A 26,993-nucleotide genomic window follows, 5' to 3' on the forward strand; every position below is an offset into this window, starting at 1 on the left:
CGCGCTGTCTGGATCTGAAGGTGCTCGTCCGGCATCGTTCGCGCCAGACGTAAAATTTCATTTCACAATTGCGGAAAAATCGAACGATGACCCGCTCAATAAATCCCCAACCGGTCGGCATACAAAAGCCGCCCCCCCGAAAGGTGCCACAGCGCCTCGTTGAAGTCGGCTTCAGGCATCGCGAAGCACCCGTCGCTGCGCCCCAGCTTGCCCCACTTTTCCAGCATGTCCGGGTTCGCATACCACGCCGGGTGCATCACGATCGCGCGGTCCAGCGTGTTGCTGTTCTCCGGGTCGAGCCCGCCGAGCCGGATCGAGGTGCCGTACTTGCCCTTGTACCACTCGTAGGTGATGAACGCCCCGCGCGAAGTGGCGAGGCTGCCGACATCGTTGGAAAAGAGCTTGAGAAACCCGTCATGCTCCGGGTCCGAACCCTTGCCGTGCGCGACAAGGAACGAGCGCACTTCGCCCTTCTCGAGATCGGCGAAATGGAGCCGCGGCATGGCCGAAGGCAACGCGAAATCGGCGACGCCTACGATATCGGTCCGCCACAGCACCGACCGGACCCGCTCCATCTGCTCCTTTGCGACGGCGAGGATGCGCCGGTTCTGTTCCGGCACGCTGTAGGGCTGGGCGAACACGCGCGCAGGCAGCGCCGCAGCAACCGCCGTTGCCGCCGCGCCCGCAATGAGCCCGCGCCTGTTTACCAGTCCCGTCATATCGGTTTGTATACGGCGAATCAGGCCGATTTTCCAGCAGATGCGCCCAGTTGCACCAGAGCCGCGCCGTCCACCCGCATGACGGTCCACTCGTCCATCAGCCGCGCGCCGAGCTTCTTGTAGAAGCCGATCGCGGGTTCGTTCCAGTCAAGCACCGACCACTCGAGCCGCGCGCAATCGCGCTCCACCGCGATGGCCGCCAGCCGCGACAGCAGCGCCTTGCCGAGCCCGCTCCCGCGCGCCTCGGGCCGCACGAAAAGGTCCTCCAGATAGACCCCGGGCTTGCCCTCGAAGGTCGAGAAATTGTGGAAGAACAAGGCGAAACCCTGCGCCGCGCCGTCCACTTCGCCGATGATCACTTCGGCGTAAGGGCGCTGGCCGAACAGCTTGGCGCCCAGCACCGGCTCATCGAAGCGCACTTCATGGGCCAGCTTCTCGTAATCGGCGAGCCCGCGGATCAAGTCCGCAATCAGGGGCAGGTCTTCGGGCGTTGCAATGCGGATCGAGATGGTCATGGGCCGGCTTTTAGCCCGCAATGATCAACCGGTCACCCTGCAAGGTCACGCTCCCCAGCCGCCGCAGCGCCGATTGGCCGAGCAGGCTGACGGAGAGATCGGGCACGACCACCGCCGCCACCCCGGTCAGTTCGCGCCCGCCGATCGTCAGCCGGTCGATCTCCACCGGTGCGGCGAGGCCCGTTCCGGAGGCTGTCTGGAGCATCGGGCGGTATTCGGATGGATCGGGCCGCAGCCCCAGCCGCTCGGCATCATCCTCGGTCAAGGCCACCACGTCCGCGCCGGTGTCCACAAGGAACCGCACGGATTCCCCGCCCACATCGACCTCAAGGTGAAACTGCCCCTGCGAATCGCGCGCGATCTCGACCATCTCGGCCGTCCCGTCCCGCTTCGTGGGCGGCGCCGCATCCTTGCTCCACGGCGAGGAATGCCCGGCCTTCGCCGTCCGCGCCTTGGCCGGTGGCTCGACAGACAGACCCGGCGCCAGCAGCACGCTGAAGAACACGACAAGGCCAGCAATGACGATCAAGCGGTTCATGACCGCGCCATTGTGCCCGCAAAGGCGTTAGCAAATGACGAAGAGCGCTGCCTACTCCGCCGGCACTTCCGCCTTCCCCGCGTCGGTCGTCGCCGCTTCCATCTCGGCGGCCTTCTTCTCCACCAGCGCGACGATATGCTCGAGCATGTCCTCGTCCTGCACCGTGTGGTCGGTCACGCCCGAAAGGTAGACCATGTGCTTGCCATTGCCGCCGCCGGTCAGGCCCACATCGGTCTCGCGCGCCTCGCCGGGGCCGTTGACCACGCAGCCGAGCACCGAAAGCGAGATCGGCGTCTTGATGTGGCTGAGGCGGCTTTCCAGCTTCTCCACAGTGCGGATCACGTCGAAGCCCTGCCGCGCGCAACTCGGGCACGAGACGACGCGCACGCCGCGGGTGCGCAGGCCAAGCGACTTCAGGATCTCGAAGCCGACGCGCACTTCCTCTTCGGGCTCGGCCGAAAGCGAGACACGCAGCGTATCGCCGATGCCCGCCCAGAGCAGGCTGCCGAGCCCGATCGAGGACTTGACCGTCCCGCCGATCAGCCCGCCCGCCTCGGTGATACCAAGATGCAGCGGGCAATCGACCGCTTCGGCAAGGCCCATATAGGCCGCCACCGCGAGGAACACGTCGGAGGCCTTCACCGCCACCTTGTATTCGTGGAAATCGTGGTCCTGCAGCAGCTTGATATGGTCGAGCGCGCTCTCCACCAGCGCCTCGGGGCAAGGTTCGCCGTACTTTTCGAGGAGGTCCTTCTCGAGGCTGCCCGCGTTCACGCCGATGCGGATCGCGCAGCCGTTGGCCTTGGCCGCGCGGACCACCTCGGCGACGCGCTCGGAGGAGCCGATATTGCCGGGGTTGATGCGCAGGCACGCCGCGCCCGCGTCCGCCGCTTCGAGCGCGCGCTTGTAGTGGAAATGGATGTCCGCCACGATCGGCACCCGCGCCGCGCGCACGATCTTGCCGAGCGCCGCGGTGCTTTCCACGTCCGGGCACGAAACGCGGATGATGTCCGCCCCCGCATCCTCGCAGCGCCGGATCTGGTTGATCGTCGCGACAGGATCGCTGGTCAGCGTGTTGGTCATGGTCTGCACCGTGATCGGCGCATCGCCGCCAACGGGGACGGATCCAACCATGATCTGGCGGCTCTTGCGGCGCGTGATATCGCGCCAGGGGCGTACGGATGACATGGCGATGCTTATACCTGCTCGGCTTGCGCCTGACTATGGCCTTCAGAGACAAGGCGCTTGGCATACATGAATTCCGGATCGCAATGCGTGCCCACCCAGAACTCGATATCAGCGATCTTGGCAAAGCCATAGCGGTGGTAGAACCGCTGCGCCTCGGGGTTCTCGCTGTAGACCGAAAGCTGGATCTCGTCCGCGCCCGCCGCTTCGGCCTGCGTCAGCGCCCAGTCCATCAGCTTCGCGCCCAGCCCGCCGCCGATGCGCGCAGGATCGGTGTAGAGCTGCTTGAGTTCCAGCGGCCGCCGCGCATCGCTGTGCCCGGTCGGCATCGTGCTTTCCAGCACCAGCTTGCAGAACGCCACCAGCGCGCCGTTCTCCTCGATCACCGCCACGCGCATGCCGGGATCGGCAATCTCCTTGGCCACCTTCGCCTCGCTGTGCGCCTCTCCAAGAAAGGTCGCGAAGTCTTCCGGCTTGTAGAGATGCCCGAACTTGGCGGTGATCGCGCGGCGCCCTAGATCGGCGAGCGCGGCTACGTCGTCAGGCGTGGCGAGGCGGAGGAGCATGGCTGTCATGCCGCGCCCATACCGCCGACCGCCCGCCGGAATCAATGCAAGTCAGTTGGCCATCGCGACCTTCGGCGCGCGGGTGTAGGGCACGAACTGGTCGAGCGCCACGAACCCGCGCCAGAACCACCCGTTGCGATCGCGCAGCTGCACCACGTCAAGGTTGCACAGCTGCGAGGTGGTCTGCAGGGTGACGAGGATATCGGTCGAATCGAGCGTCGAGGCGCCCGACTTGGGCCGCTGCACATAGATCGTGTTGCCGCTGCCATAGACAATCGCGGTCTTGTCGATCACGTGCGAGGACTGGACCTGCGGCAGGTTGATGCAGTTCACGGGCTTGCCCTCCACGCGGCCCTCGAGCAGCTTGGCCAGCTGTTCCTCGCCGGTCAGGCGCGGGCGGGCGTCGGCGGCGGCACCGGCCAGCAGCATCGCACCGGCGGCAGCGGCGAGCCCGAGCTTGGTGGCAATCCGGATCATGACGTGCCCTTTCTCAAATTGGTCGCAGACCAAGGTGCGCCGCGCCGGCTTAACCGTCGCTGACTGTAGTTTTCCTGAGGGCAGCCTAAAACAAGACGCAAGCCAAGCGCCAACTACGTAGAAGTCCTGGAGTCGCATTACGGGACGGGTAACGCGCCCCGCCGGTCAGGCCGTGCCGCCCACCGTCAGCCCCTCGACCAGCAGCGTGGGCTGGCCAACGCCGGCGGGAACGCTCTGCCCGCCCTTGCCGCACACGCCCACGCCTTCGTCGAGCGCCATGTCATGGCCGATCCCGGTCACGCGGGTCAGCACGCTCGGCCCATCGCCGATCAGCGTCGCGCCCTTGATCGGCGCGCCCAGCTTGCCGTTCTCGACGCGGTAGGCCTCGGTGCAGGAAAACACGAACTTGCCGCTGGTGATGTCGACCTGCCCGCCGCCGAACGACTTGGCGAAAATCCCGTTCTTCACCCGCGATAGCAGCTCCGCCGGGTCATCATTGCCGCCGCGCATGAAGGTGTTGGTCATCCGCGGCATCGGCGCATGGGCATAGCTTTCGCGCCGCCCGTTGCCCGTCGGCGCAAGGCCCATCAGCCGCGCGCTCATCCGGTCGTGGATATAGCCTTTCAGGATACCGTCCTCGATCAGCACGGTCTCTTCCGTCGGCGTGCCTTCGTCGTCGATGGTCAGCGACCCGCGCCGGCCGGGGATCGAGCCATCGTCGACCACGGTCACGCCGGGCGCCGCCACCCGCTCGCCGATCCGGCCGGAGAAGGCGCTGGTGCCCTTGCGGTTGAAATCGCCTTCAAGGCCATGGCCCACCGCCTCATGCAGCAGCACGCCGGGCCAGCCGGGGCCGAGCAGCACGGTCATCTCGCCCGCCGGGGCATCGACCGACTCAAGGTTCACCAGCGCCTGCGCCAGCGCGGTATCGATCCCCCGGTTCCAGGTGCTCTCCTCGAACAGGTCGTCATAGAGCCGCCGCCCGCCGATCCCGAACGTCCCCGTCTCGCGCCGCCCGTTATGCTCGGCGACAATGGAGACATTGAGCCGCACCAGCGGACGCACGTCTTGCGCAACAAAGCCGTCCGCGCGCACGATCTCGACCACCGACCAGCTTGCCGAAAGGCTCGCCGAGACTTGCGCGACGCGGGGATCGCGCGCCCGCGCCGCCGCGTCGATTGTCTCGAGCAGCTTCACCTTGGCCGCGAAGGGTACAGCATCGAGCGGCGAGGCGTCGGTATAGAGGTGCCGGTTGTTCTGGCGCGGCGCGGCGGCGGGCGCTGTCTTCGCCGGATCGAGCAGCTTCAAAGTCTCGCCCGCACGCGCGATGGCGGCGGCGGAAATCTCGTTGGCATGGGCAAACCCGGTCATCTCGCCCGAAACCCCGCGCAGGCCGAAGCCCGCATCGCGCGAATAGTCGGCCGTCTTCAGCCGCCCGTCGTCGAAACCGAAGCTCTCGCTGGCGATGAACTGCAGGTAAAGCTCGCCATCCTCGCAGGCGCCGAGCGCGGTTGCCGTAAGGCGCTTGGCCTCATCAGGCGTCAGCAGGCCGGGGCGATAGAGCAGCGAGCGGGGATCGGGCGTATGAGTCATGCGCAGGGATATAGGCAGCCCTGCCCGATCATGCCACCTCGATCAGGAATGATCCGCCGGGCCGCCCTTCAGCACGAAGCGCCGGTCGCAATAGCCGCATTCGGCATAGCCGCGCTCGTCGATCTCGATGAACACACGCGGATGGCCCAGCGCCGCCCCGCCACGGATATTGTCCGCGCCGTCGCAGCGCACGCGCGTGCTGGTGGTGAGAACCGTCTCGGGTGCCTTGATCGTGCTCATGGCCGCGCGGGTAGCAAACCGAGCCCCCTTTACGCAAGGCGCTTCAGGTTGCAGGGAGAAACCCATGGACAACATCCCCGCCATCCGCATCCGCGATCTCGTCAAGCGCTATGCTCCCGCCGGCAGCAAATCGGGCGAAGGCAAGCTCGCCTTGGGCGGGGTCAGCTTCGATGTGCCGCAAGGCCAGATCTTCGGCCTGCTCGGCCCCAACGGCGCGGGCAAGTCCACTCTGATCAACACGCTCGCCGGGCTCGTCATGAAGTCCTCGGGCACGGTCGAGATCTGGGGCTTCGATATCGACCGCGAGCCGCGCAACGCCAAGGCCTCGATCGGCATCGTCCCGCAGGAGATCGTGTTCGATCCCTTCTTCACCCCGCTCGAAGTGCTCGATATCCAGGCCGGGCTCTACGGCGTGCCGGCGCCCGCGCGCCGCTCGCTCGAACTGCTGCAATCGGTCCATCTGGCGGACAAGGCCAATGCCTACGCCCGGTCGCTCTCGGGCGGGATGAAGCGCCGCCTGCTGATCGCCAAGGCCATGGTCCACACGCCCCCGATCCTCGTGCTCGACGAGCCGACTGCCGGCGTCGACGTCGAACTGCGGCGGCTGTTGTGGGAACTGGTGGTCGATCTTAACAATCAAGGCGTTACGATCGTCCTCACCACGCACTACCTCGAAGAGGCCGAGCAGCTGTGCGACCGCATCGCCATCATCAACCACGGACGGCTGATCACCGACCAGCCGACGCGCGACCTCGTCGGCATGATGCGCGAGAAAATCGTGGTGCTGACTCTCGATCGTCCGATCGATGCCGCGCCGCAGCATCCGGCCTTCGCCAAGAGCGTCATTTCGGGCGAACAGGAGCTGCGCGTGACCTACAACAAGGACCGCATCAACGCAGGCGATGTGCTCGCGCTCGTCCAGTCGCTCGGCTACGGAATCATCGATGTCTCGACCGACGAAGCCGACCTCGAGGACGTATTCGTCAAGCTGACGAGCGGGCCGGACATGGCGCTGGCCTGAGCATCGAGTTCAGCCAAGCGCCCCCTGATCAAAAGCGAAATTATTGAATTCATTGCGCATTTTTTTCCGCGAGTGCCGGAACCAGCTTCCAGTACTGCTTCCGGGATGACTTGCGCACAAGCTTCCCGCAATCGGGGCAAGTCGCAACGTGCCACGTGCCGTTCCAGGCGATTGTCGCCTTGTCCGCGCGGTGGCGGTTCATCCTGCAGAAAGGCAATCGCCACAGCATAGTTACGAATCCCTAATCTACACCACTAGGGGTAACCCCTATCATTTTGCAGGCGCGAAAACAAATCTCCTGACCGGCGTTATTTACGTTTGATTGCCTCTCGGGACGGGCTGCTTGATACTTCCCAAAGGCGGCAAGGACGGGCAAAGAGGCCTGCGTGACCGATCCCATTCCTGATGCGCAGCGGGCCCGCAGATGACCTGCGCCGACATGTCCAGCCCGGATGTCCTCATCATCGGCTCCGGTGCCGCCGGGCTCACCGCCGCGCTTGTGCTTGCCGAACGCTGCCGCGTGCTCGTCCTCGCCAAGGGCGCGCTTGATGGCGGCTCGACCGCATGGGCTCAGGGCGGCATCGCCGCCGTGCTCGACGAGGGCGATACCTTCGAGGACCACATCCGCGACACGATGGTCGCCGGCGCCGGGCTCAACCGGCGCGAGACGGTGGAGTTCGTGGTGGAGAACGCGCCTGCCGCGATCCACCGCCTCGCCGAACTGGGCGTGCCGTTCAACGCCGAATCCGGCGCGCTCCACCTCACCCGCGAGGGCGGCCACTCGCACCGCCGCATCGTCCATGTCGACGACGCGACCGGCTGGGCCGTCCAGCAGGCGCTGATCGCGGCCGCCAAGGCCCATCCCAACATCACCCTCCGGCCCGACATGGTCGCGATCGACCTCGTCACCGACCGCCACCGCGCGGACCGCAGCGAAACCCCCGGCGGCGCCCGGCGCGTCTGGGGCGTCTACGCGCTCGATACCGGCACCGGGCGCGTCGAATGCTTCTCGGCGCGCGCCACGATCCTCGCCACCGGCGGCGCGGGCCGCACCTACCTCTTCAGCACCGCCCCGCGCGGCGCGACAGGAGACGGCATCGCCATGGCCTGGCGCGCGGGCTGCCGCGTCTCCAACATGGAGTTCATGCAGTTCCACCCGACCTGCCTCTACAACCTCGAGGTCAAGAACTTCCTCATCACCGAGGCCGTGCGCGGCGAAGGCGGCCACCTCAAGCTGCCCCCCGGCGTCCCCGGCGGCGGCGAACGCTTCATGCCGCGCTTCGACCCGCGTGAAGAACTCGCGCCGCGCGATATCGTCGCCCGCGCCATCGATCACGAGATCAAGCGGCTCGGTCTCGACTACGTCCACCTCGATATCAGCCACAAGGACCCGGAGTTCGTCCGCGGCCACTTCCCCAATATCTACGAACGCCTGCTCGGCCTCGGCATCGACATGACCAGGGAGCCGATCCCGGTCGTCCCCGCGCAGCACTACACCTGTGGCGGCGTTCTGATCGACCTTGCCGGACGCACCGATCTCGACGGACTCTATGCCGTCGGCGAATGCTCCGAAAGCGGGCTCCACGGCGCCAACCGGCTTGCCTCCAACAGCCTGCTCGAATGCTTCGTGTTCGGCGATGCCGCCGCCAACGACATCCTTGCGCGCTGGGACCAGTTCCCCGCCCCGCCTGACCTCAGGCCCTGGGACGAAAGCCGCGTCTCGGACTCCGACGAGGAAGTCGTCATCAAGCAGAACTGGACCGAGCTCAGGCGCTTCATGTGGAACTACGTCGGCATCGTGCGCACCAACAAGCGCCTCGAACGCGCCGCGCACCGCATCAAGCTCCTGAAGGGCGAGGTCAACGACTACTACGGCAACTTCCGCGTGACCGCCGATCTCATCGAGCTGCGCAACCTGCTCCAGACTGCCGAACTCATCGTCAAAAGCGCCCGCGCCCGCCGCGAGAGCCGCGGCCTGCACTTCACCGAGGATTACCCCCAGACCCAGCCCGCCGCGCGCGACACCGTGCTGGTGCCGAACTAGGCAGATCCTTCGTCATCCCCGCGCAGGCGGGGATCCAGAGCGGCCCGAACCACCGCCCGCCGCCGATCAACAGGGACTGCCCCCTCCGTCAGACATACCTGACGTCGGCATCAAAACCGCAGCTACCAGAAAAGGGGACTGTCCCTGTTGATCGGTCAGCCCTGTTTATCGGCAGCCACTCACGGTTGGACGCACCCTACAGATGCCGCCCGATAAAGATCAGCACCAGCGCCCCAAGCACCGAAGCCAGGCACCCTGCCCGGCTGATCCCGTCGCGACCCCGGTTCGCCGCCAGCCCCGCGACCAGCGAGCCCGCGATCCCCAGCAGGATCGTGCGCCCCAGCCCCATCGGCACCGGCCCAGGATAAATGTACCGCGCCGCAAGCCCTACGAGCAAACCGCTGAAAATGATCGAGATGAGCTTGAACATGGGGGGCCGCTCCGCATTGACCTGCCCCGCAAGGCATATCGCGCCCCCCGTCCCACACGCCAGTGGATAATCGCGTGGCTAAGTAACAACCGGGTCTGGACAGCGATCTTGTCCACAAGATCGGATCGCGCCTTCAAAAAAAGTTCGCGGGGCCCATATTGGGACTTGAAATGCCGGTTTGACCACGCGTCGCTGCGCTGCAACATGACTGTCATGACGATGAAACGAATCGTACGTGCGACGAGCCGAATCAATAATGCGGTGTTTACCCTCTTGTGTCTGCTTCCGGTTGAGGCACTATGGGTAGTGGTCGGGTTCTGGGGGAACCTCTAAACCTAGTTTCAGTGGCGCGGCGGGCAGTTAGCTCGCGGCAACGGTGGCAGCTTCGCCGCCGACCCTCGACTTGACCTTGTTTCGGGCGCCGGTGCGGGCACCCGGGAGAATGAAATATTCTCCTTTTGTTCCGCCCGGTGTATGTTGGATTGTATGATGGATTGCGCGTCGCGATTCGGCCCTCGGGGCCCGCGCGCAGCAGGTGGAACAGGGGACTGCCAGCGTGGATTTCAGGACTGGAGACAGCGTCGCGGAGCATGACGGCCAGAGCGAGCTTCTGCTCGCCGGTGACAGTGCCCCCGCTGGTGGCAATGAGAAGGCAATTGGCATGAATGCAGATGACAAGGGCAGCGAGGCACTCGTCGCGGCCCTGACAGCCATGGGGACCGCAGGCGCAGCCGGTGCGCTCGCCGCAGCGGCCAAGCCCGTTTCGGATTCCAAGACGATCAACGCCCGCCGCTTCGCGATTGCGACGAACTCGGATCGCGACGCGCTGCTGACGGCGTTCGGCAAGGAAACGCTCGACGACCGCTACCTCCTCCCCGGCGAACGCTATCAGGATCTCTTCGCGCGCGTCGCGGACGCCTATGCCGACGATCAGGACCACGCCCAGCGTCTCTACGACTACATCTCGAAGCTGTGGTTCATGCCCGCCACGCCCGTCCTCTCGAACGGCGGCACCGGGCGGGGCCTGCCCATCTCGTGCTACCTCAATTCGGTGTCGGACAGCCTCGAAGGCATCGTCGGCACGTGGAACGAGAACGTCTGGCTCGCCAGCCGCGGCGGCGGCATCGGCACCTACTGGGGCCAGGTCCGCGGCATCGGCGAATCTGTCGGCCTCAACGGCAAGACCAGCGGGATCATCCCCTTCGTCCGCGTGATGGACAGCCTCACCCTCGCGATCTCGCAGGGCTCGCTGCGCCGCGGTTCGGCCGCGTGCTACCTCGATATCTCGCACCCCGAGATCGAGGAGTTCCTCGAGATCCGCAAGCCGTCGGGCGATTTCAACCGCAAGGCCTTGAACCTCCACCACGGCGTGCTCTTGACGGACGAGTTCATGGAAGCGGTCCGCGATGGCACCGAATTCCACTTGCGCAGCCCCAAGGACGGCTCGGTGCGCGGCACGGTCGATGCCCGCTCGCTGTTCCAGAAGCTCGTCGAAACCCGCCTCGCCACGGGCGAGCCCTACATCGTGTTCAACGACACGGTGAACCGCACGATGCCCAAGCATCACCGCGATCTCGGGCTCAAGGTCTCGACCTCGAACCTTTGCTCGGAAATCACGCTCCCCACCGGGCGCGACCACCTCGGCAACGATCGCACCGCGGTGTGCTGCCTCTCCTCGCTCAACCTCGAAACCTGGGACGAGTGGCACAAGGACGAGCGCTTCATCGAGGACGTGCTCCGCTTCCTCGACAACGTGCTGCAGGACTACATCGACCGCGCGCCGGACGAGATGGCCCGCGCCAAGTATTCCGCGATGCGCGAACGCTCGGTCGGCATGGGCGTGATGGGCTACCACTCGTTCCTGCAGCAGAAGGGCATCGCCTTCGAAAGCGCGATGGCCAAGGCGTGGAACCTCAAGATGTTCAAGCACATCGCCGCCAAGGCGGACGAGGCTTCGCTCCTCCTCGCGCAGGAACGCGGCGCGTGCCCGGATGCGGCGGACATGGGCGTCATGCAGCGCTTCTCGTGTAAGATGGCGATCGCCCCCACCGCGTCGATCTCGATCATCTGCGGCGGCACGTCTGCCTGCATCGAGCCGATCCCGGCCAACATCTACACCCACAAGACGCTCTCGGGCAGTTTCGTGGTCAAGAACCCCTATCTCGAGAAGCTGCTCCAGTCGAAGTCGAAGGACTCCACCAACGTGTGGAACTCGATCCTCGAGCGCGGCGGTTCGGTCCAGCACCTCGATTTCCTCTCGCCGGAGGAAAAGGCGGTCTACAAGACCAGCTTCGAGATCGACCAGCGCTGGCTGCTCGAATTCGCGGCGGACCGCACGCCCTATATCGATCAGGCCCAGTCGCTGAACCTCTACATCCCGGCGGATGTCGACAAGTGGGACCTCATGATGCTGCACTTCCAGGCATGGGAGAAGGGCATCAAGTCGCTCTACTACCTCCGCTCGAAGTCGGTGCAGCGCGCCGGTTTCGCCGGCGGCGTGGAGGCGGACAACACCGCCGAAGCCCCCAAGATCGAACTCAGCGCCGGCCAGACCGACTACGAGGAATGCCTTGCCTGCCAGTGAGCTGGACAAACTAAAGCTGACTTGAGGTTTAAACCATGCCGGCCCGCCTGATACAATCGGCCACACATTGCGGCTTGTCCGGCATGGCCTCCATCCGCGACACGGTTCCCGCTTGCCCCGGACAGTCCGGGCAGGCTACACTTGCGAATAATTCGCAATTGCAAAAGGGACCTCGTCGTGCGCAAGTTTCATCGCTGGATTTCGGTTTTCTTCGGCGTCTTCCTCCTCTGGATCGCCGTCACGGGCACACTCAGCCAGATCGTGCCGCTCATGGCGGGCGGGGAGAAACCGAAAGCGGAGCAGACCGCCCAAAGTCCAGCCACGAAGCCCGCATTCACCTGCCCGCCGGACTACATGTGCCGCCCCAAGCCCAAGCCCGGCGATCCGCGCGCCCTGATCGGCCTCTTGCACCATCTGCACTCGGGCGAGAGCTTCGGACCCGTCGGCGTCGTGATCGGCACGCTGTCGGGCTTCGCGATGATTTTCTTCAGTTTTTCGGGCCTGTGGCTCTACATCCAGATGTGGCGCAACCGGGCCGAGCGCAAGCTCACGCCCCGCTGGTTCTGGAAGTAGCGCCTCCTGTCCTTCGGGGCGCCCGAGCAGACTGGGGAAAAACCGGTCAGGCTCTGATTCCCTTCACCCCGCGCGCTTTCACCGGTGCGCGGGCCGCCCTATCTTCCTTGCGCTGAACCCCGAACAGGACTCGTCCCCATGTCACTTCTTCAAGCCCGCAGCTCCTACAAGCCCTTCGAATATCCTTGGGCCTACGAGTTCTGGAAGCGCCAGCAGCAGATCCACTGGATGCCCGAGGAAGTGCCGCTGGGCGAAGATTGCCGCGACTGGGCGCAGAAGATCTCGGACCACGAGCGCAACCTGCTCACCCAGATCTTCCGCTTCTTCACCCAGGCCGATGTCGAGGTGCAGGATTGCTACCACGACAAGTACGGCCGCGTGTTCAAGCCGACCGAGGTCAAGATGATGCTCGCCGCCTTCTCCAACATGGAGACGGTGCACATCGCCGCCTACAGCCACCTGCTCGACACCATCGGCATGCCCGAAAGCGAGTACGCGATGTTCCTCGAATACGAGGAAATGCGCGCCAAGCACGATTACCTGCAGCAGTTCGGCGTCGACAGCGATGAAGACATCGCCCGCACCCTCGCGATGTTCGGCGGCTTCACCGAAGGCCTCCAGCTCTTCGCCAGCTTCGCCATGCTGATGAACTTCCCGCGCTTCAACAAGATGAAGGGCATGGGCCAGATCGTCTCGTGGTCCGTCCGCGACGAATCGCTCCACTGCGAAGGCATCACCAAGTTGTTCCACGCCTTCGTGGCGGAGCGCGGCTGCCTCACCAAGGCGGTGAAGGAAGACATCATCGATTGCTGCCAGAAGACCGTCCGCCTCGAGGACGCCTTCATCGACCTCGCCTTCGAGCAGGGCCCGGTCCCGGGCATGAGCCCCAAGGAAATCAAGAAGTACATCCGCTATATCGCCGACTGGCGCCTCGGCCAGCTGGGCTTCCAGCCGATCTACATGATCGAGGAACACCCCCTCCCCTGGCTCACCCCGCTGCTCAACGGCGTCGAACACGCCAATTTCTTCGAAACCCGCGCCACTGAATACTCCAAGGCCGCCACCCGCGGCGACTGGAACACCGTGTGGTCCAGCTTCGACTCGCGCCGCAAGGCGAAGGCCGCGGAACCGGCGAACGAGCTGGTGGAAGAAGCCGAAGCGGACATGTTCAAGGCAGCCGGGATCGCGGCGGAGTAATTCTGCCCACCCCCAACCCCTCCCGCAGGCGGGAGGGGAGCTGAAATGGTACCTTTCAACTCACCTCCCGCCTTCGGGAAGGCGCAACATCTCATTCCCCCTCCCGCATGCGGGAGGGGTTAGGGGTGGGCCAGCGACCTCACCTCCATAACCACCGTCTGAATCGCCCAAGCTACCTCCTCTACATTCCCCAGCACTTCGGCGTTGGTAAACCGAAGCACCCGGTATCCCGCTGCCTCGATCACCCGCGTCCTTACGGCATCCGCTTCCTGCCGCATTTCATGGCTGAACCCGTCGAGCTCCACGACCAGCATCAGCTCCCGGCACAGGAAATCCGCAAAGTACGGACCGACCGGCATCTGCCGGCTGAACTTTGCGCCAAGCTGCCCGCGCGCCAGGTAACGCCACAGCTGCCTTTCCGCCGGCGTCGCCTGATTGCGCAATTCCCGCGCACGTTCCGTATTGCGAGGTTTGAACTTCACCATCACGCGGAGAGTGCCCACCCCCGACCCCTCCCGCAAGCGGGAGGGGGGCCAGACGCCGCGCAACCTGTTCCACCGTGGTGTGAACTGTGAAATCCGCCTAACACTTGCGGGAGGGCTCTACCTGTCCTCTCCCCTCCCGCTTGCGGGAGGGGTCGGGAGTGGGCCTGCAACGCCGCAACCAAGCGCAGCGCTTCCACCCTTGACAAGACGAACCATATAGGTTATACGCCCCGCCCAGATCGGGAGCAGGCTAGGCCGGCCTCGCCCTCGCTCCTTTGGCCGTAAAACGCCAACGCGACCGGTGCGGGCTGCGGGTTCAAGGTGGGGCGGTCTCCCCCAAGTCCTTGGCCAGGCAACCTACCGCGCCAGCACGCAGATCATGGCTCCCCTCGGCTTCGTCCCGGTGCGAGCAAAGACCGGCACGCACGCGAGCCGCTACCCCGGTCCCGGGCCATGATCGACACAAATGGCTGCGCCGGACCTCTTCTGCCCATCCGGCCACTCGCACCCGGCGGAACACGACGCCCTCCCCGCAGCACCAGTGCAGGTGCCGCACCGGTCGCGCGATCCCCCCTAATGCCCGTCAGCCGCGAGGCCGCGCCGCCAAATCCAACAATCAGTCTGTCAACCAGCCCATCATCACCGCAAACAGCAGGGCCTCCAGCCCACCCAGCAGCGCATAGACCGCGGCCCACATCAGCGGGCGCGGCACTTGCGCGAGATCGGGCCGGCCTGCGGGATAGCGCAGCGCTACCTCCGCACCCACCGGCGGCTTCATCGCGCCGGAATAGACCGCATCGACCACCTCGTGCGTCCCCTCCTCGCCCGCGAAGCGGAACACCGGCGCATAGGCGCGGGCGCCCTCGTCCCATGTCGAGCGGTACGCCGTCACCACGCCCATCACCCGCAGCGAAGGCCGCGTCAGCCGCACCCAGTCGCGGCGCGCCAGCACCCACAGGCTGAACAGGCATAGCGCCTGACCCGCAAGGAGGAAGAACAGCTTCATCGCGCGGAGGATGGCATGGGCGGGTTAAAACATAGCCCAACACGCCAAGACCGCTCATGCTGAGCTTGTCGAAGCATCAGTCACGACGGTCGTGCCAGCACCCTTCGACAAGCTCAGGGTGAGCGAGTTTGGTGGACTCATGCGCGAGTTGGAGGGAAAGGCCTCAGTGCGCGGTCTCGCCGCCTTCCTCACCCAGCCTTGCAGCCAGCACCGCAATCTCCGCCGGTTCCAGCAGCCACGTCCGCGTCGCTCGCCCCGCGCGGTGCACCGGCACGGTCAGCAGCAGGCGCGCGTTTGCCTTCGCGTGCGGCTTGTAGAGCGTGAAGTGCAGCGCGCACTCGCGGACCGTCCCGATGATCGGCACGCGCCCTTCCAGATCGATCATCGTGGCCGCCTGATCCCACGGAATATCGGCCAGCGTAGCCCCTGCCATCAGACGTCCAGATTCGCCACGTTGAGCGCGTTCTCCTGAATGAAGTCGCGCCGCGGCTCGACCACGTCGCCCATCAGGCGGGTGAAGATCTCGTCGGTAACGTCGGCGTCTTCCATCTTCACCTGCAGCAGCGAGCGCTGCGAAGGATCGAGCGTGGTTTCCCACAGCTGCTCGGCGTTCATTTCGCCAAGGCCCTTGTAGCGCGAGATCGAGAGGCCCTTGCGCCCCGCCGCCAGCACTTGCGCCAGCAGTTCGGACGGCCGGGTGATCCCCGCCCCTTCCTTCGCCGCCGGACGCACCGGAGCCGCAGCAACCTCGGCCTCGCCTTCCTGCTCCTCCACCACGACTTCCGGCTCCGGCTCCACCGCCGCGCCGCTGCCGCGCACCAGCCGCGCCGGGCTTTCGTAGACCTCCGCCTGCTCGCCCGCCAGCCGCGCCAGTTTGCGCGCTTCGGCACTGGCGAGGAACCCGGCCTCGATCACGTGATCGTCGGTCACCCCGCGCCACACCCGCGCGATCCGATAACTGCCGTCCGCGCCGACCTCGGCCGACCACTTCGCCTCGCGCTCGCCGCGGTCCATCCAGCGCACCGCCGCGGCCAGCACCGCCTCGCGCTCGGCTGCGGTCATCTCGGGCTCCAGCGCGCCTGCCAGCGCCAGTGCCTCGATGATCGTGGGATCATAGCGCTTGGGCGCAAAGGCCATCAGGTTGCGCAGGCGCAGCGCATGATCGACGAGGTCCGCCAGATCCGCCCCGCTGCGCGCGCCGCCCGCCGTTTCCAGCATGCGCCCCGCCAGCCCCGCCTCGACGAGGTAGCGATCGAGCGCCGGCCCGTCCTTGAGGTAGACCTCGCTCCTGCCCTTCGCCACCTTGTAGAGCGGCGGCTGGGCGATGAAGAGGTGCCCCTCGCGGATGATCTCGGGCATCTGGCGGTGGAAGAAGGTGAGCAGCAAGGTGCGGATATGCGCGCCGTCGACGTCGGCGTCGGTCATGATCACGATCTTGTGATAGCGCAGCTTGGCGAGGTTGAACTCGTCGCGGATGCCGGTGCCCATCGCCTGGATCAGCGTGCCGACTTCCTTCGAGCCGATGATCCGGTCGAACCGCGCGCGCTCCACGTTGAGTATCTTGCCCTTGAGCGGGAGAATTGCCTGGAAGTGCCGGTCACGCCCCTGCTTGGCCGAACCGCCGGCGCTGTCGCCCTCGACGAGGAACAGCTCGCACTTGGCGGGATCGCGTTCCTGACAATCGGCCAGCTTGCCGGGCAGGCTGGCGATGTCCATCGCGCCCTTGCGCCGGGTCAGCTCGCGCGCTTTCTTGGCGGCCTCGCGCGCGGCGGCAGCGTCGATCACCTTCTGGATGACGGCGCGCGCGTGGGCCGGGTTTTCCTCCAGCCATTCGCTCATCTTGTCCGCCATCAAGGCCTCGAGCGGCTGGCGCACTTCGGAGGAGACCAGCTTGTCCTTGGTCTGGCTCGAGAACTTGGGGTCCGGCAGCTTGACCGAGACGATCGCCGTCAGCCCCTCGCGCATGTCGTCGCCGGTGAGGGAGACCTTCTCCTTCTTCAGCATCCCCGAACGATCCGCATAGCCGTTGAGCGTGCGCGTCAGCGCCGCGCGGAAGGCGGCCAAGTGCGTGCCGCCGTCGCGCTGGGGGATGTTGTTGGTGAAGGTGAGGACGTTCTCGTAGTAGCTGTCGTTCCACTGCAGCGCGACGTCGATGCCGATGCCGTCCTTCTCCGCGCCGATCGCGATGGGTTCGGGCATCAGCGGCTGCTTGTTGCGGTCGAGGTACTTCACGAAGGCCGCGATGCCGCCCACGTAATAGAGATCGTGCTCCTTGGTCTCCTCGTGCCGCTTGTCGCGCAGCAGGATGCGCACGCCCGAATTGAGGAAGGCCAGCTCGCGGTAGCGGTGCTCCAGCTTGTCGAAATCGAACTCGGTGACGTTCTTGAACGTGTCGTGGCTGGCGAAGAAGGTGACGCGGGTGCCCTTCTTGACGCCGCCCTTGCCGTCCGCCGGAGCGGGGCCCAGCACCTTCAAGGGCGCGACCGCATCGCCGTGCTCGAAGCGCATCCAGTGCTCCTCGCCGTCGCGCCAGATCGTCAGCTCCAGCCATTCGGAGAGGGCATTGACGACCGAAACGCCCACGCCGTGGAGGCCGCCCGAAACCTTGTAGGCATTGTCGTCGCTGGTGTTCTCGAACTTCCCGCCCGCGTGGAGCTGGGTCATGATCACTTCGGCGGCGGAAACGCCTTCCTCGGCATGGATGCCGGTCGGGATGCCGCGCCCGTTGTCCTCGACCGAAACCGAGCCATCGGGGTTGAGTTCGATCAGCACCAGATCGCAGTGCCCGGCCAGCGCCTCGTCGATCGCGTTGTCCGAAACCTCGAACACCATGTGGTGCAGGCCCGAGCCGTCGTCGGTATCGCCGATGTACATGCCGGGGCGTTTGCGCACCGCGTCGAGCCCGCGCAGGACCTTGATGGAATCAGCGCCATATTCGTTGGCGTTCGGGGTGTTTTCGTTCGTGCTGGCCATCCTTGGGACATAGGCATTCGAGGGCCATTTCCCAAGCGAATCCGGTCTGTTTTGCACAAGGGAAAGCCCCATTTCATAGGCCGCACCGCGGGGGGCTGGCACCGGCGGCACAATCATGCTGAAACACGCGCCACAAGCCTCAGAACAAAGGACTAATCGCCCCATGCGCAAGCTGCTGACCGGCGCCCTTGCCGCCTCCATGCTGACCTCGCCACTTATGGTTTCCGGGGCGCTCGCCGCGCCAGCCGCGAAAGTCGATCCCTATGGCGGAGAAGCCGAGTTCCGTGAGCTCTACAAGGAGCTCGTCGAGACCAACACCACGCTCTCGTCCGGCAGCTGCACCCTTGCGGCAGAGCGCATGGCGGCGCGGCTCAAGACCGCAGGCTTTACCGATGACCAGCTGACCATCTTCGCGACGCCCGAGAAGCCCAGGGAAGGCGGCCTCGTCGCCGTCATGCCGGGAACGAACAGCGCCACATCGAAGACCGAGAAGCCGATCCTCCTCCTCGCCCACCTCGACGTCGTCGAGGCCAAGCGCGAGGACTGGGTGCGCGATCCCTTCACGCTGATCGAGGAGAACGGCTACCTCTATGCTCGCGGCACCAGCGACGACAAGGCGATGGCCGCGACCTGGGTCGATACGCTGATCCGCTTCAAGCAGGAGGGTTTCAAGCCCAAGCGCACGCTCAAGCTCGCACTCACCTGCGGCGAGGAGACGACCTACGCCTTCAACGGCGCCGAATGGCTGGCCAAGAACAAGCGCGATCTGATCGATGCGGCCTTCGCGCTCAACGAAGGCGGCGGCGGGCGCACCGATGGCAAGGGCGTGTCCGAAGGCGGCAAGCTGGTCGTCGAAACGATCCAGGTCGGCGAAAAGGGTGTGCAGAACTACCGCCTCGAAACGCGCAACCCCGGTGGCCACAGCTCGATCCCGGTGCGCGAGAACGCGATCTATGAACTCGCCGCCGCGCTGGTGAAACTGCAGAACTACGATTTCAAGCTCGAGCTTTCGGACACGACCCGCGCCTACTTTGCCAAGGCCGGGGCCGCGCGCAGCGACGAGATGGGCAAGGCGATGCAGGCCATCGCTGCGAACCCGGCGGACAGCACGGCCGAGGCCGTGCTCAACAAGGACCGCACGTTCCACTCGATGCTGCGCACCACTTGCGTCGCCACGCTGCTCGATGGCGGCCATGCCAACAACGCGCTGCCGCAGCGCGCCGGGGCCAACGTCAACTGCCGCATCTTCCCCGGCCACTCGGTGGAGGAAGTGCAGCAGGAACTGCAGGCCGTGGTTGCCGATGCCGGCGTGACGGTCACTCCGGTCCCGCCGCTGCGACCGCTTGCCAAGACGCCGCCGCTCGATCCTGCGATCATCGGCCCGATGGAAAAGCTCGCCGCCAAGTATTTCCCGGGCGTACCGCTGGTGCCGACGATGTCGACCGGCGCGACGGATGGCATCTTCCTCGCCGCTGTCGGCATCCCGACGTACGGGGTGCCCGGCGGCTGGGGCAATCCGGACGGCAACGGCGTCCACGGCCTGAACGAGCGGGTCGAGATCAAGGCGCTGATGACTGGCCGGGCCTATCTCTATGAACTCGTGAAGGCCTACACCAAGTAAGTCACACGTTTGTAATCATTCGCTTTAACGGAAATCATCCACATCCTGTCCACAGGTCCATACACCTGTGGACAGGATAACATTCCTCCCCTTGACGCATGAGTCGCGGCTGTGTTCTTTTCCGGCCATGCGTCACGAAGCGGTCATCCGCGTACCCCAAATCGCACCCGGCAGGCGCCACGCGCCCGTTCCGGGCGGGACCATCGGCGCATTCTTGCGAAAGGGCCGAACGGGAGCATGCTTCATAGGGCGCTGATCGAGCGGGCGGCGGATGCCAGGCCCCATAGCGGAAGTCCCCATGCGGAGGGGGCCGCCTTCCTCGGGCATGATCGCCATCTCTCGAATTGCCCGGCGCTTGTGCTCAACGCCGATTACACTCCGCTGAGCTATTATCCCTTGAGCCTCTGGCCGTGGCAGACCGCGATCAAGGCCGTCTTCCTCGAGCGGGTCGACATCATCGCGACCTACGACCGCGAGGTCCACAGCGCTTCGCTCGACATGAAGATCCCCTCGGTCATCGCGCTGCGCCAGTATGTGAAGCCGAGCGAGTTCCCTGCCTTCACGCGCTTCAACCTGTTCCTGCGCGACAAGTTCCAGTGCCAGTATTGCGGCTGCCCGGACCATCTGACCTTCGATCACGTCGTGCCGCGCCGCCTCGGCGGGCGCACCACGTGGGAAAACGTCGTCGCCGCCTGCGCGCCGTGCAACATGCGCAAAGGCGGCCGCACCCCGGCCCAGGCCGCGATGCGCCTGATCACCGAACCGATCCGGCCGACCTCGTGGCACCTGCAAGAGCGCGGCCGCCTGTTCCCGCCGGGCCACTTGCACGAAAGCTGGCGCGACTGGCTCTACTGGGACGTCGAACTCGAAGGCTGAGCTGCTTTCGCGAGCAGGCTGGCGCCCTTCATGAACAGCAGCATGGCAAGGCCGCCAATGCTCGCCGCCAGCAGCATCGGCATGCCCGGCAGGTTCACCACCGCGTTCGGCCCTGAAAAGCGCGCCAGGGTCTGGGTATAGAGCGGCGGCCCGATGATCGCCGCGATCGATCCGATGGCTTGCGTCGCGCCCTGCAGCTCCCCTTGGCTCCGCGCATCGACCGCGCGGCTGTTGAGCGCCGCGATCGAAGGCTGCACCAGCCCTTGCGCCGCGCCGATGGTGATGCCGAGGTAGACCTGCCAGGTCCGCGTCGCGAGGGTGTAGATCACCGCCGAAGCCGCCATACCCGCCACGCCCAGCATCACTGTCCGCCGCTCGCCCAGCCGCGCCAGCACCTGCTTCAGCGCGAAGCCCTGCACGACCGCGCTGGTTATCCCGACCATCGCCAACGCGAGGCCCACGTCCCACGCCGAATAGCCATAAGCCGCAATCGCGAAGTACGACCACACCGCCGGATAGACGATGTGCGCCAGCTGCCATGTGGCAAGCGCCGCCACGAACCACAGCACCGTCGCGCTCTGCCGCCGCAGCGCCTGCAGCGAGGCCAGCGCATTGGCGCGGCGCCAGTCGAACGGGCGGCGGTTCTCGGGCGCCAACGATTCCGTCAGGAACATCAGGCCGAACAGGAAGTTGCCCAGCGCCAGCGTGGCGGCGGCAGCAAAGGGCAGCCGCTGGTCGAACGAGCCGAGGATCCCGCCCAGCGCCGGCCCCACGACGAAGCCGATCCCGAACGCCATGCCCATGAACCCGAACCGCGCCGCACGCTGCTCCGGCGGCGTCACGTCGGCGATATAGGCATAGGCCGCCGAATAGCTCGCCCCCGCCGCACCCGCGACGAGCCGCCCGAGAATGAGCCACGAGAACGTCGGCGCCAGCGCCTGCAGCGCGTAATCGAGCGCCATCGCGAGAACGGACGCCAGCATCACTGGCCGCCGTCCGAACCGGTCCGAAAGATTGCCGATCACCGGCGCAAACACGAACTGCGTCACCGCATAGCCCGCACCCAGCCACCCGGCGTATTCCGCCGCGACCGTGATCGGCACATGCGCCAGATGCATGATCAGGCCCGGCAGCACCGGCATCGCGATGCCGAAGCTCAGCATGTCGATCAGCACGATGGCGAACACGAAACTGATCGAAGCCCGGTTCGCCACGTGGTTCTGCCCCTCTATGCCGCGCTCAGCCGCGCGTCAGCGCCGCCTCGCACTCGCTCATCAGCTCGCCCATGATCGTAGCGACGGGCTCCTCCTTCGTCACCATGCCGACCGATTGCCCGGCCATCAGCGAGCCGTGCTCGACATCGCCGTCGATCACCGCGCGGCGCAGCGCACCCGCCCAGAAGTGCTCGATCTCGAGCTGCGCGGCGGCCATGTCGACCGCGCCCTGATCAAGCAGGTTCGCCACTTCGCGCTGCTTGGCGATGAATTCGTCGCTGCCCTTGTTGCGCAGCGCCCGGACCGGGATCACCGGCAGGCGCGGATCGATCTGCACACTGGCCACCGCATCGCGCGCATTGGCGCGGAAAAACGCGGCCTTGAACGCCGGGTGCGCGATGGATTCGCTCGCGCAGGCAAAGCGCGTGCCCAGCTGCACCCCGCTCGCGCCCATCTCGAGGTAGCTCGCGATCATCTCGCCCCGGCCGATCCCGCCCGCCACGAACACGATGTGGTCTTCGGCGAGCGAAGGCAGGAACTCCTGCGCCAGCACCGAAGTCGAGACCGGCCCGATATGCCCGCCCGCTTCCGAACCCTCGATCACCAGCGCGTCGGCGCCAGAGCGGAACAGCTTCTTTGCCAGCGCCAGCGTCGGCGCGAAGACGATCACCTTGGCGCCGAAGGCCTTGATCGCCTCCACGCTGCCCTTGGGCGGAATGCCGCCTGCCAGCACGACATGGCCGACCTTGTGGTCCGCACAGACCTGGATCAGGTCGAACAGCCGCGGGTGCATCGTGATCAGGTTCACGCCGAAGGGCTTGCCCGTCAGCGCCGCCGTCGCGGTGATCTCGGCATCGAGCAGCTCGGGCGTCATTGCCCCGCAGGCAATCACGCCGAAGCCGCCGGCATTGCTGATCGCGGCAACCAGATTGCGCTCCGAAACCCAGCTCATGGCGCCGCACAGGATCGCATGGTCGGTGCCCAGAAACGCCGCGCCGCGGCGCATCAGGGCATCGGTCTTGGGAGTAGAGCTCATTCGCACACAATCCTGATCAAAATTCCGGCGGGCTTTAGTGACGCTTCGTGGCGGCAAAAAGGCGGGATCGGGAACTTGTGATCGCCAATTCCGATTTCTGAGCGCAAGTATCCTCGTTTCACCGATGACCATACAGCGCGTAGAAAGGTGGCGTCAGGTAGTGTCCCCTTCGCCTGAAGTGTCCGAGAGCCAAGGCTTCAAGCCCGGCCCCGGGTCGCAACCCGCCTATCGTGCCCCGCGAGGGTGCCGGTAGGCGGGTCTTTCAACACGCTCGGTTTGGCTTCAGGCCGCGTCCAGCCCGTAAGCCGTGTGCAGCACGCGCACCGCGAGCTCGACTTCGTCCGAATCGATCAGCACCGAAACCTTGATCTCGCTGGTCGAAATCGCCTGGATATTGATCCCCCGGTCGGCCAGCGCCTTGAACATCGTCGAGGCGACCCCCGCGTGGCTGCGCATGCCCACGCCGACCACCGAGACCTTGGCCACCTTGCTGTCGGCGATCATACGGTAGTAGCCGATCTTGTCCTTGCGCTCTTCGAGCAGCGCCTGCGTGCGGGCGAGGTCCGCCTGCGGGCAGGTGAAGGTCACGTCGGTCTCGCCCTTGTCCTTGGCGATGTTCTGGATGATCATGTCGACGTTGATGTTCGCCTCGGCGAGCGGGCCGAAGATCGCCGCCACCGCACCGGGACGGTCTGCGACGCGGGTCAGCGTCACCTTGGCCTCGTTCTTGTCGGCGGCAATGCCGGTGATCAGCTGGCGTTCCATGTCGGTTCCTTCAAGTTCTTCGTCGCTGACAATCATCGTACCGGGGATGCTGTCCGCCGGCGGGGCGCTTTCGTCGATGAACGAGGAGAGCACCTGCACGCGCACCCCTTCCTTCATCGCGAGGCTGACCGAGCGCGTCTGCAGCACCTTCGAGCCGACCGAGGCGAGCTCGAGCATTTCCTCGTAGGTCACGTATTTCAGCTTGCGAGCCTTCGCCACGATGCGCGGATCGGTGGTGTAGACCCCGTCGACATCGGTGTAGATGTCGCAGCGATCGGCCTGCACCGCTGCCGCCACCGCGACCGCCGAGGTATCCGAACCGCCGCGGCCCAGCGTCGTCACGCGGCCATCGTGGTCCATGCCCTGAAAGCCCGGGATCACCGCGATCTCGCCCGCCGCCATCGAGGCGAGCAGTGCGTCGGACTCGATATCCTCGATCCGCGCGGCGGCATGGGCATCGTCGGTGCGCACCGGCAGCTGCCAGCCGAGCCACGAGCGCGCCTTGCAGCCCAGCGCCTGCAGATGCAGCGCCAGCAGCCCCGAGGTCACCTGCTCGCCCGCTGCCACGACCACGTCGTACTCGGCGCGGTCATAGAGCGCGTTGGCCTCCCGGCAGAAGTTCACCAGCCGGTCGGTCTCGCCCGCCATGGCGGAGACGACGACGGCGACTTCATGCCCCGCTTCCTGCTGGCGCTTGACGATCCCGGCCACGCGGCGGATGCGCTCGGTCCCGGCCATCGAAGTGCCGCCGAATTTCATCACGATCCGGGCCACGTCATCTCCCCCAGCAGGATTGCAACACGTTCCCACACGGCCCCTCGACCCTGCGGACGCGGCGCTTTAAAGTCGCTCCATGAGCAATGCAACCGGCACAGCAACGATCAGGCCCGAAGAAGCCGCCCATTTCGGCAGGCTGGCGGCCGAATGGTGGGACCCCAAGGGCAGCTCGGCCATGCTGCACAAGCTCAACCCGGTGCGGCTCGCCTTCCTGCGCGAGGCCATCGATTCGCACTTCGGCAGCGATCCGAAGACGCTGCGCCCCCTCGCGGGAAAGGTCGCCCTCGATGTCGGCTGCGGCGCCGGGCTGTTGGCGGAACCCCTCGCTCGCATGGGCGCAGGCGTGACGGCGGTCGATGCGGCGGAAGAAAACATCACGGCGGCCAAGGCCCATGCCGCAGCGGGCGGGCTCGCCATCGACTACCGCCACGGCGAACTGGCCGCGCTCGGCCTCGGTCAATTCGATCTCGTCACCTCGATGGAAGTGATCGAGCACGTGGCGGACAAGGCCGCCTTCATCGCCGGGCTGGTGGCACGCGTGGCGGAGGACGGCCTCCTCGTCCTCTCCACCCCCAACCGCACCACCGCCTCGCGCCTGCTGCTCGTCGGCGCGGCGGAAGGCTTCGGCATGGTGCCCAAGGGCACGCACCACTGGGAGGATTTCATCACGCCGCTGGAACTGAGCGACCTTCTGGCAGACGCCGGTTTCGCGATGGGCAATCCCAAGGGCATCTCGTGGAGCCCGCTGAAAGGCCTCCACCTCTCGGACGATCTGGCGCTGAACTATATCGTTACCGCCAAGCGCGCCTGAGCCTCACTCCGCAGGCAGAAACCGCTCCACCAGCTCGCGCGCCAGCCGCGCCGGGCGCAGTGTGGCGGCATCGAGGCAGCACCAGCTGGATTTCACTTCCGCCAGCACGTCCTCGCCGCGCTTCAGGACCGTCTCGTAAAACGCCCGCGCGCCGTGGACCCGCTCGAGGATCACATGCGCGATCACCTGATCGTTGAGGAACGTCGGCCGCCGATAAGTGATGTTGTGATTGGTCGCGACCCAGACGAGGTCCGCCACCGCCTGCGCCGGCGCGAACGCCTTCCAGTGCCCGACCACCGCATCCTGCACCCACTTGAGGTAGGAGGCGTTGTTGACGTGCCCCATGAAGTCGATGTCCGCCGGATCGACGGTGATGGCGTAGGCGAAGGGCTGGGCTGTATTCACACCGATGTAGATAACACATCCCGCGCCATCCTGAACAGGCCGGTGATGTGTCTTTTCGTGTCAGTTCAACCCAGAATGGAACTCCATTCGGCCTCCTTGAACCCCACCAGCAAGCCGCCGGGATGCTCGACAATCGGCCGTTTGATCACCGAGGTATTGGCCGCCAGCACCGCCGGCGCCCCCTCTCCCGCCAGCGCCGCCTGATCCGCTTCGGAAAGCTTGCGGAAGGTGGTCCCGGCGCGGTTGACCACCTTGTCCCGCCCGGCGGCGGCGATCCACGCCGCGATCTTCACCGGGTCCGCGCCCTGCTTCTTGTAGTCATGGAAGGTGTAGGCGATCCCGCGCGCATCCAGCCAGAGCCGCGCCTTCTTCACCGTGTCGCAGTTTGCAATTCCAAACATGGTTAACGTCATTCAAAGCTCCTGCGAAGAATGCCCAATGATCAATGGTATTTCGCCGCCGCAGAAGGCCTAACGACATAACCTGAGGATGTGCGAACTAGATCTTCATCAAGCGGAATACCACCATCGGGCGTAATGGGTAGCGACGCCGTGTCAGGCCACGCCGCCTTGATGAGAGGCATCAGCCGTTCCCTGAAACGCGCTGCCTTACCTGCGTCTTGCCCTGCGGAAAATGTCAGCCAGACGCGCCCGATGTGAGTTTTGAAGTCCATCGCAGAAGCCACAACCTCCTGATCGTCCGGGCCGCGCCAGACTGCCGCGTTCATCGTGATTGGCGAGACCTCCGAAAGAGCGCGTAGTTCATCGTCCGTTGCGACATCGAGATGGAAGCCAGCCGCCTTCGCCTGATTGCTCAAAATCCCAAGAAACCGAGCTTTGTCAGAGTTGGTCGGCAGCGGAACCTCATAGGCTGCGACTGTCTTTGCCCATTGAGGCTGTTCGGCACTCCCGCACCCCGCACAAATCAGCGATAGCGCAATGAGCAGCTTGGTAGCCCTCATTCGGCGTGACTCCCGTCTGCAACCCTTCCAACCCGCTCGCAGTTCGGAATGCCGTAGAGCGTGATGGTCATGCCTTGGTCCTCGAAAAGCGGTGCACCCGGTTCGGCGTCCCCGCAAACAGCGTATAATCCTCGTAGTACGCCTCGCGGCCCCTGGCCTGCATCTCGGCATGTTCGGCCACGCGCCGCCACGCCAGCGCCGCTGCTTCGTCCACCCATTCGCTGATCGCCACGACTTCGCCATCCTCGGCGGTGTAGCTCTTGAACGAGAGGTAGCCGGGCTGCTCCTTGGCCAGCTGCCACATGGCATCAGCGTCGGCGTGATACGCCGCCGCATCGATATCGGCGCGCTTGCGGTTGCGGAACACGACGAGGAACATGG

At 65.6% G+C, this 26,993-nt stretch carries 28 protein-coding genes; 8 read left to right on the forward strand and 20 right to left on the reverse strand.

The window, feature by feature from the left end:
* Positions 1-95 precede the first annotated feature (95 nt).
* The 8 genes from NDB2M1_RS12825 to NDB2M1_RS12860 form a co-directional block, all read right to left on the reverse strand.
* Positions 96-719 carry a murein L,D-transpeptidase catalytic domain-containing protein gene (locus NDB2M1_RS12825; protein WP_072382857.1) on the reverse strand — a complete coding sequence of 208 codons (624 nt, stop codon included), beginning with the start codon at positions 717-719 and terminating at the stop codon, positions 96-98.
* A 20-nt stretch (positions 720-739) separates the two neighbouring features.
* On the reverse strand, positions 740-1,234 hold the full coding sequence (locus NDB2M1_RS12830) for a GNAT family N-acetyltransferase (RefSeq protein ID WP_072382858.1): 495 nt from the start codon (positions 1,232-1,234) through the stop codon (positions 740-742).
* A gap of 10 nt (positions 1,235-1,244) precedes the next feature.
* Complete coding sequence (locus tag NDB2M1_RS12835) at positions 1,245-1,772, reverse strand: retropepsin-like aspartic protease family protein (RefSeq protein WP_072382860.1); 528 nt, start codon at positions 1,770-1,772, stop codon at positions 1,245-1,247.
* 51 nt (positions 1,773-1,823) lie between these two features.
* Positions 1,824-2,960: a flavodoxin-dependent (E)-4-hydroxy-3-methylbut-2-enyl-diphosphate synthase gene (ispG, locus tag NDB2M1_RS12840; protein ID WP_054123537.1), complete on the reverse strand. Its 1,137-nt coding sequence runs from the start codon at positions 2,958-2,960 to the stop codon at positions 1,824-1,826.
* An 8-nt stretch (positions 2,961-2,968) separates the two neighbouring features.
* Positions 2,969-3,523, reverse strand: a complete 555-nt coding sequence (locus NDB2M1_RS12845) for a GNAT family N-acetyltransferase (protein WP_054123538.1) — start codon at positions 3,521-3,523, stop codon at positions 2,969-2,971.
* Positions 3,524-3,574: 51 nt separating this feature from the next.
* A complete protein-coding gene (locus NDB2M1_RS12850) occupies positions 3,575-4,000 on the reverse strand; it encodes a hypothetical protein (RefSeq protein ID WP_072382862.1) in 426 nt (141 codons plus the stop codon).
* A 165-nt stretch (positions 4,001-4,165) separates the two neighbouring features.
* Entirely contained in the window at positions 4,166-5,593 is a 1,428-nt protein-coding gene (tldD, locus tag NDB2M1_RS12855) for a metalloprotease TldD (RefSeq protein WP_072382864.1), read from the reverse strand.
* A 42-nt stretch (positions 5,594-5,635) separates the two neighbouring features.
* On the reverse strand, positions 5,636-5,833 hold the full coding sequence (locus NDB2M1_RS12860; RefSeq protein ID WP_072382866.1) for a zinc-finger domain-containing protein: 198 nt from the start codon (positions 5,831-5,833) through the stop codon (positions 5,636-5,638).
* A 64-nt stretch (positions 5,834-5,897) separates the two neighbouring features.
* Here NDB2M1_RS12860 and NDB2M1_RS12865 point away from each other — a divergent pair, with 64 nt between their 5' ends.
* Both NDB2M1_RS12865 and nadB read left to right on the forward strand, forming a co-directional pair.
* Positions 5,898-6,854, forward strand: coding sequence for an ABC transporter ATP-binding protein (locus NDB2M1_RS12865; protein ID WP_072382868.1), 957 nt, complete (start codon positions 5,898-5,900; stop codon positions 6,852-6,854).
* A gap of 439 nt (positions 6,855-7,293) precedes the next feature.
* On the forward strand, positions 7,294-8,898 hold the full coding sequence (gene nadB, locus NDB2M1_RS12870; RefSeq protein WP_253185874.1) for an L-aspartate oxidase: 1,605 nt from the start codon (positions 7,294-7,296) through the stop codon (positions 8,896-8,898).
* 196 nt (positions 8,899-9,094) lie between these two features.
* Here nadB and NDB2M1_RS12875 read toward each other — a convergent pair whose 3' ends face one another.
* A complete protein-coding gene (locus tag NDB2M1_RS12875; protein WP_054123544.1) occupies positions 9,095-9,328 on the reverse strand; it encodes a GlsB/YeaQ/YmgE family stress response membrane protein in 234 nt (77 codons plus the stop codon).
* 556 nt (positions 9,329-9,884) lie between these two features.
* Between NDB2M1_RS12875 and NDB2M1_RS12880 the strand changes: the two genes are divergently transcribed.
* The 3 genes from NDB2M1_RS12880 to NDB2M1_RS12890 all read left to right on the forward strand — a co-directional run bounded on the left by NDB2M1_RS12880 (position 9,885) and on the right by NDB2M1_RS12890 (position 13,682).
* The gene (locus tag NDB2M1_RS12880; protein WP_072383222.1) at positions 9,885-11,912 is read left to right on the forward strand and encodes a ribonucleoside-diphosphate reductase subunit alpha; all 2,028 of its coding nucleotides are present in this window, start codon (positions 9,885-9,887) and stop codon (positions 11,910-11,912) included.
* A gap of 177 nt (positions 11,913-12,089) precedes the next feature.
* Entirely contained in the window at positions 12,090-12,485 is a 396-nt protein-coding gene (locus tag NDB2M1_RS12885) for a PepSY domain-containing protein (RefSeq protein ID WP_054123545.1), read from the forward strand.
* Between the two features lie 138 nt (positions 12,486-12,623).
* Entirely contained in the window at positions 12,624-13,682 is a 1,059-nt protein-coding gene (locus NDB2M1_RS12890; RefSeq protein WP_072382871.1) for a ribonucleotide-diphosphate reductase subunit beta, read from the forward strand.
* Positions 13,683-13,801: 119 nt separating this feature from the next.
* Here NDB2M1_RS12890 and NDB2M1_RS12895 read toward each other — a convergent pair whose 3' ends face one another.
* The 4 genes from NDB2M1_RS12895 to gyrB all read right to left on the reverse strand — a co-directional run bounded on the left by NDB2M1_RS12895 (position 13,802) and on the right by gyrB (position 18,146).
* Complete coding sequence (locus tag NDB2M1_RS12895; RefSeq protein WP_072383226.1) at positions 13,802-14,167, reverse strand: endonuclease domain-containing protein; 366 nt, start codon at positions 14,165-14,167, stop codon at positions 13,802-13,804.
* 616 nt (positions 14,168-14,783) lie between these two features.
* Positions 14,784-15,173: a DUF3592 domain-containing protein gene (locus tag NDB2M1_RS12900; RefSeq protein WP_072382873.1), complete on the reverse strand. Its 390-nt coding sequence runs from the start codon at positions 15,171-15,173 to the stop codon at positions 14,784-14,786.
* A gap of 163 nt (positions 15,174-15,336) precedes the next feature.
* Positions 15,337-15,606, reverse strand: coding sequence for a hypothetical protein (locus NDB2M1_RS12905; protein ID WP_072382875.1), 270 nt, complete (start codon positions 15,604-15,606; stop codon positions 15,337-15,339).
* Positions 15,606-18,146, reverse strand: coding sequence for a DNA topoisomerase (ATP-hydrolyzing) subunit B (gyrB, locus tag NDB2M1_RS12910; RefSeq protein ID WP_072382877.1), 2,541 nt, complete (start codon positions 18,144-18,146; stop codon positions 15,606-15,608). The genes NDB2M1_RS12905 and gyrB overlap by 1 nt, the downstream gene beginning before the upstream one ends.
* Positions 18,147-18,309: 163 nt before the next feature.
* On the opposite strand from gyrB, the gene NDB2M1_RS12915 reads away from it, so the two are divergent.
* Positions 18,310-19,767 carry a M20/M25/M40 family metallo-hydrolase gene (locus NDB2M1_RS12915; RefSeq protein ID WP_072382879.1) on the forward strand — a complete coding sequence of 486 codons (1,458 nt, stop codon included), beginning with the start codon at positions 18,310-18,312 and terminating at the stop codon, positions 19,765-19,767.
* A 237-nt stretch (positions 19,768-20,004) separates the two neighbouring features.
* Positions 20,005-20,643 carry an HNH endonuclease gene (locus NDB2M1_RS12920; RefSeq protein ID WP_072382881.1) on the forward strand — a complete coding sequence of 213 codons (639 nt, stop codon included), beginning with the start codon at positions 20,005-20,007 and terminating at the stop codon, positions 20,641-20,643.
* Here the strand turns inward: NDB2M1_RS12920 and NDB2M1_RS12925 are convergent.
* The 3 genes from NDB2M1_RS12925 to NDB2M1_RS12935 form a co-directional block, all read right to left on the reverse strand.
* The gene (locus NDB2M1_RS12925; RefSeq protein ID WP_072382883.1) at positions 20,616-21,857 is read right to left on the reverse strand and encodes an MFS transporter; all 1,242 of its coding nucleotides are present in this window, start codon (positions 21,855-21,857) and stop codon (positions 20,616-20,618) included. The genes NDB2M1_RS12920 and NDB2M1_RS12925 overlap by 28 nt on opposite strands.
* A 25-nt stretch (positions 21,858-21,882) precedes the next feature.
* Entirely contained in the window at positions 21,883-22,893 is a 1,011-nt protein-coding gene (locus NDB2M1_RS12930; protein ID WP_072382885.1) for an NAD(P)H-dependent flavin oxidoreductase, read from the reverse strand.
* A gap of 282 nt (positions 22,894-23,175) precedes the next feature.
* Positions 23,176-24,417 carry an aspartate kinase gene (locus tag NDB2M1_RS12935; protein WP_171955397.1) on the reverse strand — a complete coding sequence of 414 codons (1,242 nt, stop codon included), beginning with the start codon at positions 24,415-24,417 and terminating at the stop codon, positions 23,176-23,178.
* A gap of 94 nt (positions 24,418-24,511) precedes the next feature.
* Here NDB2M1_RS12935 and ubiG point away from each other — a divergent pair, with 94 nt between their 5' ends.
* On the forward strand, positions 24,512-25,246 hold the full coding sequence (gene ubiG, locus NDB2M1_RS12940; RefSeq protein ID WP_072382889.1) for a bifunctional 2-polyprenyl-6-hydroxyphenol methylase/3-demethylubiquinol 3-O-methyltransferase UbiG: 735 nt from the start codon (positions 24,512-24,514) through the stop codon (positions 25,244-25,246).
* A gap of 3 nt (positions 25,247-25,249) precedes the next feature.
* On the opposite strand, the gene NDB2M1_RS12945 is transcribed toward ubiG, so the two are convergent.
* The 4 genes from NDB2M1_RS12945 to NDB2M1_RS12960 form a co-directional block, all read right to left on the reverse strand.
* Positions 25,250-25,651 carry an acyl-CoA thioesterase gene (locus NDB2M1_RS12945; protein WP_083554844.1) on the reverse strand — a complete coding sequence of 134 codons (402 nt, stop codon included), beginning with the start codon at positions 25,649-25,651 and terminating at the stop codon, positions 25,250-25,252.
* Positions 25,652-25,716: 65 nt separating this feature from the next.
* Positions 25,717-26,064 carry an arsenate reductase gene (locus tag NDB2M1_RS12950; RefSeq protein ID WP_072382893.1) on the reverse strand — a complete coding sequence of 116 codons (348 nt, stop codon included), beginning with the start codon at positions 26,062-26,064 and terminating at the stop codon, positions 25,717-25,719.
* Between the two features lie 29 nt (positions 26,065-26,093).
* Positions 26,094-26,612, reverse strand: a complete 519-nt coding sequence (locus NDB2M1_RS12955; RefSeq protein WP_072382895.1) for a hypothetical protein — start codon at positions 26,610-26,612, stop codon at positions 26,094-26,096.
* Positions 26,613-26,679: 67 nt separating this feature from the next.
* The gene (locus NDB2M1_RS12960; RefSeq protein WP_072382897.1) at positions 26,680-26,991 is read right to left on the reverse strand and encodes an antibiotic biosynthesis monooxygenase family protein; all 312 of its coding nucleotides are present in this window, start codon (positions 26,989-26,991) and stop codon (positions 26,680-26,682) included.
* Positions 26,992-26,993 lie beyond the last annotated feature (2 nt).

This window comes from Novosphingobium sp. NDB2Meth1, assembly GCF_900117425.1.
Classification (GTDB): domain Bacteria; phylum Pseudomonadota; class Alphaproteobacteria; order Sphingomonadales; family Sphingomonadaceae; genus Novosphingobium.

What these genes read in the sequence shown, in the direction of transcription:
- NDB2M1_RS12825 (WP_072382857.1), bottom strand. Translation starts at nt 719, where the DNA reads ATGACGGGACTGGTAAACAGGCGCGGGCTCATTGCGGGCGCGGCGGCA.
- NDB2M1_RS12830 (WP_072382858.1), bottom strand. Translation starts at nt 1,234, where the DNA reads ATGACCATCTCGATCCGCATTGCAACGCCCGAAGACCTGCCCCTGATT.
- NDB2M1_RS12835 (WP_072382860.1), bottom strand. Translation starts at nt 1,772, where the DNA reads ATGAACCGCTTGATCGTCATTGCTGGCCTTGTCGTGTTCTTCAGCGTG.
- ispG (WP_054123537.1), bottom strand. Translation starts at nt 2,960, where the DNA reads ATGTCATCCGTACGCCCCTGGCGCGATATCACGCGCCGCAAGAGCCGC.
- NDB2M1_RS12845 (WP_054123538.1), bottom strand. Translation starts at nt 3,523, where the DNA reads ATGCTCCTCCGCCTCGCCACGCCTGACGACGTAGCCGCGCTCGCCGAT.
- NDB2M1_RS12850 (WP_072382862.1), bottom strand. Translation starts at nt 4,000, where the DNA reads ATGATCCGGATTGCCACCAAGCTCGGGCTCGCCGCTGCCGCCGGTGCG.
- tldD (WP_072382864.1), bottom strand. Translation starts at nt 5,593, where the DNA reads ATGACTCATACGCCCGATCCCCGCTCGCTGCTCTATCGCCCCGGCCTG.
- NDB2M1_RS12860 (WP_072382866.1), bottom strand. Translation starts at nt 5,833, where the DNA reads ATGAGCACGATCAAGGCACCCGAGACGGTTCTCACCACCAGCACGCGC.
- NDB2M1_RS12865 (WP_072382868.1), top strand. Translation starts at nt 5,898, where the DNA reads ATGGACAACATCCCCGCCATCCGCATCCGCGATCTCGTCAAGCGCTAT.
- nadB (WP_253185874.1), top strand. Translation starts at nt 7,294, where the DNA reads ATGTCCAGCCCGGATGTCCTCATCATCGGCTCCGGTGCCGCCGGGCTC.
- NDB2M1_RS12875 (WP_054123544.1), bottom strand. Translation starts at nt 9,328, where the DNA reads ATGTTCAAGCTCATCTCGATCATTTTCAGCGGTTTGCTCGTAGGGCTT.
- NDB2M1_RS12890 (WP_072382871.1), top strand. Translation starts at nt 12,624, where the DNA reads ATGTCACTTCTTCAAGCCCGCAGCTCCTACAAGCCCTTCGAATATCCT.
- NDB2M1_RS12895 (WP_072383226.1), bottom strand. Translation starts at nt 14,167, where the DNA reads ATGGTGAAGTTCAAACCTCGCAATACGGAACGTGCGCGGGAATTGCGC.
- NDB2M1_RS12900 (WP_072382873.1), bottom strand. Translation starts at nt 15,173, where the DNA reads ATGAAGCTGTTCTTCCTCCTTGCGGGTCAGGCGCTATGCCTGTTCAGC.
- NDB2M1_RS12905 (WP_072382875.1), bottom strand. Translation starts at nt 15,606, where the DNA reads ATGGCAGGGGCTACGCTGGCCGATATTCCGTGGGATCAGGCGGCCACG.
- gyrB (WP_072382877.1), bottom strand. Translation starts at nt 18,146, where the DNA reads ATGGCCAGCACGAACGAAAACACCCCGAACGCCAACGAATATGGCGCT.
- NDB2M1_RS12915 (WP_072382879.1), top strand. Translation starts at nt 18,310, where the DNA reads ATGCGCAAGCTGCTGACCGGCGCCCTTGCCGCCTCCATGCTGACCTCG.
- NDB2M1_RS12920 (WP_072382881.1), top strand. Translation starts at nt 20,005, where the DNA reads ATGCTTCATAGGGCGCTGATCGAGCGGGCGGCGGATGCCAGGCCCCAT.
- NDB2M1_RS12930 (WP_072382885.1), bottom strand. Translation starts at nt 22,893, where the DNA reads ATGAGCTCTACTCCCAAGACCGATGCCCTGATGCGCCGCGGCGCGGCG.
- NDB2M1_RS12935 (WP_171955397.1), bottom strand. Translation starts at nt 24,417, where the DNA reads ATGAAATTCGGCGGCACTTCGATGGCCGGGACCGAGCGCATCCGCCGC.
- ubiG (WP_072382889.1), top strand. Translation starts at nt 24,512, where the DNA reads ATGAGCAATGCAACCGGCACAGCAACGATCAGGCCCGAAGAAGCCGCC.
- NDB2M1_RS12950 (WP_072382893.1), bottom strand. Translation starts at nt 26,064, where the DNA reads ATGACGTTAACCATGTTTGGAATTGCAAACTGCGACACGGTGAAGAAG.
- NDB2M1_RS12955 (WP_072382895.1), bottom strand. Translation starts at nt 26,612, where the DNA reads ATGAGGGCTACCAAGCTGCTCATTGCGCTATCGCTGATTTGTGCGGGG.
- NDB2M1_RS12960 (WP_072382897.1), bottom strand. Translation starts at nt 26,991, where the DNA reads ATGTTCCTCGTCGTGTTCCGCAACCGCAAGCGCGCCGATATCGATGCG.